5 protein-coding genes, 3 tRNA genes and 1 pseudogene are annotated in these 5944 nt (G+C 71.9%); 1 reads left to right on the forward strand and 8 read right to left on the reverse strand.

Going from position 1 to position 5944, the window contains the following annotated elements; genetic code table 11:
* From HUW36_RS23580 to leuC, 4 genes and pseudogenes are all read right to left on the reverse strand, one after another.
* A pseudogene (locus HUW36_RS23580) lies at positions 1 to 267 on the reverse strand (endonuclease/exonuclease/phosphatase family protein); the annotation flags it as partial.
* A 133-nt stretch (positions 268 to 400) separates the two neighbouring features.
* A complete protein-coding gene (locus tag HUW36_RS23585) occupies positions 401 to 1027 on the reverse strand; it encodes an HU family DNA-binding protein (RefSeq protein WP_174530181.1) in 627 nt (208 codons plus the stop codon).
* A gap of 160 nt (positions 1028 to 1187) precedes the next feature.
* On the reverse strand, positions 1188 to 1775 hold the full coding sequence (leuD, locus tag HUW36_RS23590) for a 3-isopropylmalate dehydratase small subunit (RefSeq protein ID WP_174530182.1): 588 nt from the start codon (positions 1773 to 1775) through the stop codon (positions 1188 to 1190).
* A gap of 14 nt (positions 1776 to 1789) precedes the next feature.
* On the reverse strand, positions 1790 to 3232 hold the full coding sequence (leuC, locus tag HUW36_RS23595) for a 3-isopropylmalate dehydratase large subunit (RefSeq protein ID WP_174530183.1): 1443 nt from the start codon (positions 3230 to 3232) through the stop codon (positions 1790 to 1792).
* Between the two features lie 49 nt (positions 3233 to 3281).
* Here leuC and HUW36_RS23600 point away from each other — a divergent pair, with 49 nt between their 5' ends.
* Positions 3282 to 3968 carry an IclR family transcriptional regulator gene (locus HUW36_RS23600; protein ID WP_013284529.1) on the forward strand — a complete coding sequence of 229 codons (687 nt, stop codon included), beginning with the start codon at positions 3282 to 3284 and terminating at the stop codon, positions 3966 to 3968.
* Between the two features lie 313 nt (positions 3969 to 4281).
* Here HUW36_RS23600 and HUW36_RS23605 read toward each other — a convergent pair.
* The 4 genes from HUW36_RS23605 to HUW36_RS23620 form a co-directional block, all read right to left on the reverse strand.
* Positions 4282 to 4354 (reverse strand) — tRNA-Glu (locus tag HUW36_RS23605).
* Between the two features lie 179 nt (positions 4355 to 4533).
* Positions 4534 to 4606 (reverse strand) — tRNA-Glu (locus HUW36_RS23610).
* Positions 4607 to 4681: 75 nt separating this feature from the next.
* Positions 4682 to 4753: transfer RNA gene (locus HUW36_RS23615), tRNA-Gln, on the reverse strand.
* A 106-nt stretch (positions 4754 to 4859) separates the two neighbouring features.
* Positions 4860 to 5663, reverse strand: a complete 804-nt coding sequence (locus HUW36_RS23620; protein ID WP_174530184.1) for a fumarylacetoacetate hydrolase family protein — start codon at positions 5661 to 5663, stop codon at positions 4860 to 4862.
* Between the last annotated feature and the right edge of the window lie 281 nt (positions 5664 to 5944).

A 5944-nucleotide genomic window follows, 5' to 3' on the forward strand; every position in this document is an offset into this window, starting at 1 on the left:
GGGACCGGCGGTCAGGAGCAGGCGTACGGCGGCCAGCACGCCGGCCGCCGCGAGGCCTACCGGGCGCGCGCCGAGACGGCGTACCAGGGCGGGCGCGGCCAGCGCGAGCACGAACCAGCCGAGCGCGAACGCGCCGAGCAGCTCGGCGGGTGTCTCGGCGGCGCGACCGAAGAGGGTGATGACCGACGGGAGCCAGACCCGAAGCACGTCCAGCAGGACCGTGACGCCCAGGGCGAGCGCGAGGGTGGAGAGGTGACGGTGCCGCACGGGCGCCTCTTCTCGTGACCGACGGGGGTTTCGGCACGGCGATTCTGCGCGGCGGCGCGGCGGGCGGTCAACGCGTACCCACGAAGGAGGGCGCCCACCGCGATCGGTGGGCGCCCTCGGTCGGGCTGTCCGGTCAGCGCCGGGTGGCGGCCTTCTTGGCCGGCGCCTTCTTCGCGGGCGCCTTCTTGGCCGCCGTGGTCTTCTTCGCCGTGGCCGACTTGGCCGCGGTCGTCTTCTTGGCCGCGGTGGTCTTCTTGGCCGTGGTGGACTTCGCCGCGGTCGTCTTCTTCGCCGCCGCGGTCTTGGTCGCGGTGGCCTTCTTGGCCGGTGCGGCCTTCTTGCTCGCGGCCGTGGTCTTGGTGGCCTTCGCCGCCGTGGTCTTCTTCGCGGCCCCGGTGGTCTTGGCCGCCGTGGTCTTCTTCGCCGCCGCGGTGGTCTTGGCGGCCCCGGTGGTCTTCTTCGCGGCGGCGGTGTCCTTCGGCACCTTGCCGCTGGCCACCATCTCCTTGAAGCCCGCGCCCGCCCGGAAGGTCGGGACGGAGGTCTTCTTGACCTTCACCGCCTCGCCGGTCCGCGGGTTGCGCGCTGTTCGGGCCCCCCGGACGCGCTTCTCGAACGCTCCGAATCCGGTGATCGCCACCTTCTCGCCCTTGGTGACCGCCGCCTGGACCTCAGCGAGAACCGCGTCGAGCGCGGCCGTCGCCGTCTTCCGGTCCCCCAGGCGAACGGCGAGCGCCTCGATGAGCTCGGCCTTGTTCACGACTTCCTCCCGATTGTGCAACTGACTCGACGCGAGCCATTCTGCGCGCACGGTATGCCCTGTGCTGCCTGGACACAAACATTCGGTGGAAAAAAGCCCTTGTGTCGCAACGGATTCGCCCCCACCGGCCGGGCCGGTGGGGGCGAAAAGGGGGTACGGGTCAGGCGATCGAGGGCAGGAACGCCGGCCGGGAGGCCTCGTACGCGGCGATGTCGGCCTCGTGCCGGAGGGTGAGTCCAATGTCGTCCAAGCCCTCCATCAGCCGCCACCGGCTGTGGTCGTCCAGCGGGAACGCCCAGGTGGCGTCACCGGCATGGACCTGGCGGGCGGCGAGGTCGACGGTGATCGGCGTGGTCGGCTCGGATTCCACGAGGTCCCACAGTTCCTCCACCGCTTTCAATTCCAGCTCGACCGGAAGGAGGCCTTCCTTGAGCGCGTTGCCGCGGAAGATGTCGCCGAAGCGAGGCGAGATGACGGCCCGGAAGCCCCAGTCCCGCAGCGCCCAGACGGCGTGCTCCCGGGAGGATCCGGTGCCGAACTCGGGGCCGGCGATCAGAATCGACGCACCCGAATGGGCGGGATCGTTGAGGACGAATGACGGATCCTCCCGCCACGCGTTGAACAGACCGTCGGCGAATCCGGTCCGGGTCACCCGCTTGAGGTACACGGCGGGGATGATCTGGTCGGTGTCCACGTTGGACCGGCGCAGCGGCACGGCCGTGCCGGTGTGGGTGGTGAACTTGTCCATCTCGGCTGCCCTTCTCACAGGTCGGCGGGGGCGGCCAGCCGGCCGACCACGGCGGTGGCGGCGGCGACCGGCGGGGACACCAGGTGGGTACGCCCGCCCCGGCCCTGGCGGCCCTCGAAGTTGCGGTTGGAGGTCGAGGCGGAGCGCTCGCCCGGCTTCAGCGTGTCCGGGTTCATGCCCAGGCACATGGAGCAGCCGGCGAAGCGCCACTCGGCGCCGGCGTCGGCGAAGACCTGGTCCAGTCCCTCGATCTCGGCCGCCTCGCGGACCGCGGCGGAGCCGGGGACCACGAGCATGCGTACGCCGTCGGCGACCCGGCGCCCGCGCAGCACGTCGGCGGCGGCCCGCAGGTCCTCCAGGCGACCGTTGGTGCAGGAGCCGACGAAGACCACGTCGACGGCGAGGTCGCGCATCGGGGTGCCGGGGGTGAGGTCCATGTACTCCAGCGCGCGCCGGGCGGCGACCCGCTCCGGCTCGGTGACGAAGTCCTCCGGGTCCGGCACGGTCGCGCCCAGCGGCACGCCCTGCCCCGGGTTGGTGCCCCAGGTGACGAACGGCGTGATCCGGCTCGCGTCCAGCGTGACCTCGGTGTCGAACGTCGCGCCCTCGTCGGTGGGGAGCGTCCGCCAGTACTCCAGCGCCGCGTCCCAGTCGGCGCCCTGGGGTGCGTTCGGCCGACCCTTCAGGTACGCGAACGTGGTCTCGTCCGGCGCGATCATGCCGGCCTTGGCGCCCCACTCGATGGACATGTTCGCGATCGTCATCCGCCCCTCCATCGAGAGGTCGCGGATGGCCTCGCCCCGGTACTCGACGATGTGGCCGCGCCCGCCGCCGGTGCCCACCTGCGCGATCAGCGCGAGCACCAGGTCCTTGGCGGTGACGCCGGGTGCCAGCTCGCCGATCACGTTCACCGCCATGGTCCTCGGGCGGGCCTGCGGCAGCGTCTGGGTGGCGAGCACGTGCTCGACCTCGCTGGTGCCGATGCCGAACGCGAGCGCGCCGAACGCCCCGTGGGTGGCGGTGTGCGAGTCGCCGCAGACGATCGTCATGCCGGGCTGGGTGAGACCGAGCTGCGGGCCGATGACGTGCACGATGCCCTGGTTCTCGTCGCCCAGCGGGTGCAGGCGCACCCCGAACTCGGCGCAGTTGCGGCGCAGCGTCTCGATCTGCGTGCGGGAGGTGGGGTCCGCGATCGTGAGCAGGTCGCCGCGCCGGGAGCGGAACGCCGGGTCGTCGTACCCGGTCGGGGTGTTGTGGTCCTCGGTCGCGATCGTCAGATCGGTCCGGCGGACCCCGCGCCCGGCCAGGCGCAGCCCGTCGAACGCCTGCGGGCTGGTCACCTCGTGCAGCAGGTGCAGGTCGATGAAGAGCAGGTCCGGCTCGCCGGCGGCGGAGCGGACCACGTGCGCGTCCCAGACCTTCTCGGCCAGGGTCCTCGGTTGAGTGACTCCCACCATCTGGACATCCTAAATTCTGGGAGGTAAATTTCGGCTTGTGGGACACAGTATGAGCGGTGTCGGCGTTCTCGACAAGGCGGTGGTCATCCTGGCCGCCTGTGTCGACGGCGCCAGCCTGGCCGAACTCGTTGAACGCACCAAGCTGCCCCGGGCCACCGCGCACCGGCTGGCACAGGCGCTGGAGATCCACCGGATGCTGGTCCGGGACACCCAGGGCCGATGGCGCCCGGGTCCACGCCTGGGCGAGCTGGCCAACGCGGCCCCGGACGTGCTGCTCACCGCCGCCGAGCCGCTGCTCGCGGCGCTGCGCGACGCCACCGGCGAGAGCGCCCAGCTCTACCTGCGCCGCGCCGACGAGCGCATCTGCGTGGCCGCCGCCGAGCGGGCCAGCGGCCTGCGGGACACCGTCCCGGTCGGCTCGGTGCTGCCGATGACCGCCGGTTCGGCGGCCCAGATCCTGCTCGCCTGGGAGCCGCCGGAGGCGGTCATGCCGCTGCTCCCCCGCTCCAAGTTCACCGGCCGTACCCTGGCCGAGGTACGCCGGCGGGGCTGGGCGCAGAGCGTCGCCGAGCGGGAGGCCGGTGTGGCGAGCGTCTCCGCGCCGATCCGCGACCGCACCGGTCGGGTGATCGCCGCGATCAGCATCTCCGGACCGATCGAGCGCCTCGGCCGCCGCCCCGGCGAACGCCACGCCATGGCCGTCGTCCGCGCCGGCCAGCGCCTCTCCGGCCTCTGACCCCCGGCTGCCCGGCTGCCCGGCTGCCCGGCTGCGAGATCTTGGTACGAAACGGCCCCTGGAGGGGCCGTTTCGTACCAAGATCTCCGCGCTCCACCGAGCGCGGCAGCACACCCTCGCCCCGCCGTGCTGATCATGACGTTGGCGGCGCTCTGAGAGATCGAAAGCGCCGCCAAGTTCATGATCAACGCGGCGGGGCCCGGGAGCCGCGGCGGGGACCGGGAGCCCGGGCGGGACGGGCGGGACGGGTGGGACGGGCGGAGGAATGCGGAACGGCCCGCCTCGCGAGAGCGAGACGGGCCGTTCGACGACGTAGCCCCGACCGGATTCGAACCGGCGCTACCGCCTTGAGAGGGCGGCGTCCTGGGCCGCTAGACGACGGGGCCAGGCACTTTTCCTGCTTCACCACCCTGGCGGGCGGTGTGGCAGTAGTCTAGCGGCACCGCGTCCGGCTCCGCCGCGGGGGGTCGCACCCGGCGCGACGGCGCGACGGCGCTGAACAGCAGGGACACGCCCGCACAGCAGAACAGCCCGCCCCGAGAAACGGGACGGGCTGACGGTGCTGTAGCCCCGACCGGATTCGAACCGGCGCTACCGCCTTGAGAGGGCGGCGTCCTGGGCCGCTAGACGACGGGGCCAGAACCTTCATGCACTCCGGCAGCGGTGAACTGCCGGAATCCAGCGACCGGGGTTCTTGCGAACCCACGGCTGCGCTGGGGTACCAGGACTCGAACCTAGACTAACTGAACCAGAATCAGTCGGGCTGCCAATTACCCCATACCCCATTGGCCCCTTGCGGCGCCGGGAATGAACTTTACCCTCCCGGTGCCGACAGGCCAAATCCAACCCCCCGAACCGCCCTTGACCTGCGGAAACGGGGCGTCGGACGGATCAGGCGACGGGGACCACCGGGTTGCTGAGCTCCCCGATCCCCTCGATCCGCACGGTCACCGTATCCCCCTCGGTGAGCGGGCTAACCCCCGCCGGAGTGCCGGTGAGCACCACGTCGCCGGGGAGCAGCGTCATCACGTGCGAGATGTACGACACCAGGCCCGGTACGTCGAAGACCATGTCCTTGGTCCGGCCGAGCTGGCGCACCTCCATCTCCTCCGGGTTGCGACCCACCTCGCAGCGGATCTCCAGGTCGGACACGTCCAGCCCGGTGGTGATCCACGGACCGATGGGGCAGAACGAGTCGAAGCCCTTGGCCCGGGTCCACTGGCCGTCGGAGCGCTGGAGGTCCCGCGCGGTGACGTCGTTGGCGCAGGTGTAGCCGAAGATGGCCCGCTCGGCGGCGGCCCGGTCGGCGCGGCGGGCGCCGGGCGCCCCGATCACCACGGCCAGCTCCGCCTCGTGCTCGACCTGCTTGGAGAAGATCGGCAGCCGGATGGCGTCGCGCGGACCGATCACCGAGGTGGACGGCTTGAGGAAGAGCAGCGGCTCCTTGGGCACCTCGCTGCCGTGCTCGGCGGCGTGCTCGGCGTAGTTACGGCCGACACAGACCACCTTGCTGGGCAGGATCGGCGACAGCAGCCGGACGTCGGAGAGCGCCCAGCGGGCGCCCGAGAACTGGATCTGCCCGAACGGATGGCCCTCGATCTCGGCGATGGTCAGGCCCTGCGGCCCGGCCTCCGGCTCGCCCTCGACGACTCCGAACGACATTCCCTTGGCATGAGCGAAACGAGCGATACGCACCTGGCCAATCTATCCCCGGGACCGGCGGGGGGCGGCGGGTCCGCCCCGATGGAGCGCGCCAGGGTACGCGGGATCACGTCGGCCGGGGCGGGATTGCCGGCTTCGTACCCGCCCGGCGGGCCCCGGACCATAGCTTCGGGTCCGGAGGTTCGTTGGTATGCCTGCATCGAGACGACACCACAGGACCCTGGCAGTGCTGGTGAACTGCCTCGGCGTCATCGCCGCCGTGCCGGCGCTGCCCCCGGCGGCGCCCCGGGCCGCCGCCGCGCCCGCCCGACCGG

Origin of the sequence: Micromonospora maritima, from assembly GCF_902825405.1 — a bacterium.
GTDB classification, from domain to species: domain Bacteria; phylum Actinomycetota; class Actinomycetes; order Mycobacteriales; family Micromonosporaceae; genus Micromonospora; species Micromonospora maritima.